The sequence below is a fragment of the Streptomyces sp. NPDC058295 genome (assembly GCF_042880655.1).
In the GTDB taxonomy this organism is placed as follows: domain Bacteria; phylum Actinomycetota; class Actinomycetes; order Streptomycetales; family Streptomycetaceae; genus Streptomyces; species Streptomyces coriariae.
The window spans coordinates 1-1013 of the sequence record NZ_JBHVYO010000116.1 but is presented as its reverse complement, the minus strand read 5'-3'; the positions used below and the strand labels follow the sequence as shown (position 1 = coordinate 1013).

The 1013-nt window shown below is 69.7% G+C and carries 1 protein-coding gene; it reads left to right on the top strand.

Going from position 1 to position 1013, the window contains the following annotated elements; all coding sequences use genetic code 11:
- The first annotated feature begins 32 nt into the window (after positions 1-32).
- Positions 33-989, top strand: a complete 957-nt coding sequence (locus ACFVYS_RS43795; protein ID WP_389511456.1) for an LLM class F420-dependent oxidoreductase — start codon at positions 33-35, stop codon at positions 987-989.
- Positions 990-1013: the final 24 nt, after the last annotated feature.

The following is a 1013-nucleotide window of genomic DNA, read 5'->3' as shown; positions in this document are numbered from 1 at the left end:
ACCGTGACCACACGCTCCACCTGGGAGAGGCAATGCCCGACTTCGGATACTTTCTGTCGTGCGAGGAGCACAGCCCGGCGGAACTCGTCGAGCAGGCCCGGATGGCCGAGCAGGCCGGCTTCGACGCCCTCTGGATCTCGGACCACTACCACCCGTGGAACGACCGCCAGGGCCAGAGTCCGTTCGTGTGGACGGTGATCGGCGCCCTGTCACAGGCCGTCTCGCTACCCGTCGAGACGGCGGTGACCTGCCCCCTCGTCCGTACGCATCCCGCCGTGATCGCCCAGGCGGCCGCCACCAGCGCGGCCCAGCTGGGCGGCCGTTTCCGCCTGGGGGTCGGCACCGGCGAGGCGCTCAACGAGCACATCCTGGGCACGACCTGGCCGGAGGCGTCGGTGCGTCTGGAGATGCTGGAGGAGGCGCTCCAGATCATCCGGCAGCTGTTCACCGGCGAGCAGACGAGCCACTACGGCAAGCACTACACGGTGGAGAACGCCCGTCTGTACACGCTGCCCGACGAGCCGGTGCCCATCGACGTCTCCGCCTTCGGCCCGCAGGCCGCCGAGGTCGCGGCACGCATCGGCGACGGCCTGATCACGATGATGCCCGACCCCGCGCTGGTCGAGCGCTTCCGTCGCGGTGGCGGCGGCACCAAGCCGGTGTACGGCGGGATGAAGGTGTGCTGGGGCACGGACCGGCAGGAGGCGCTGCGCACGGCGCACCACCTGTGGGCCAACGAGCAACTGCCCGGTGAGCTCCCGCAGATCCTGCCCACCCCGCGCCACTTCGAACAGGCGTCCGAGTTGGTCACCGAGGACCAGGTGGCGGACTCCGTGCCGTGCGGCGACGATCCCGACGCGCACATCGAGGCGCTGTCCGCGTTCGTCGACGCGGGATTCGACACCGTCTACGTCAACCAGATCGGCAAGGACCAGCAGGGCTTCTTCGACTTCTACCGTACGAAGGTCCTGCCGGCACTGCGCGGCTGACCGCACCGGAACCCCCGAACCACC

What these genes read in the sequence shown, in the direction of transcription:
- ACFVYS_RS43795 (WP_389511456.1), top strand. Translation starts at nt 33, where the DNA reads ATGCCCGACTTCGGATACTTTCTGTCGTGCGAGGAGCACAGCCCGGCG.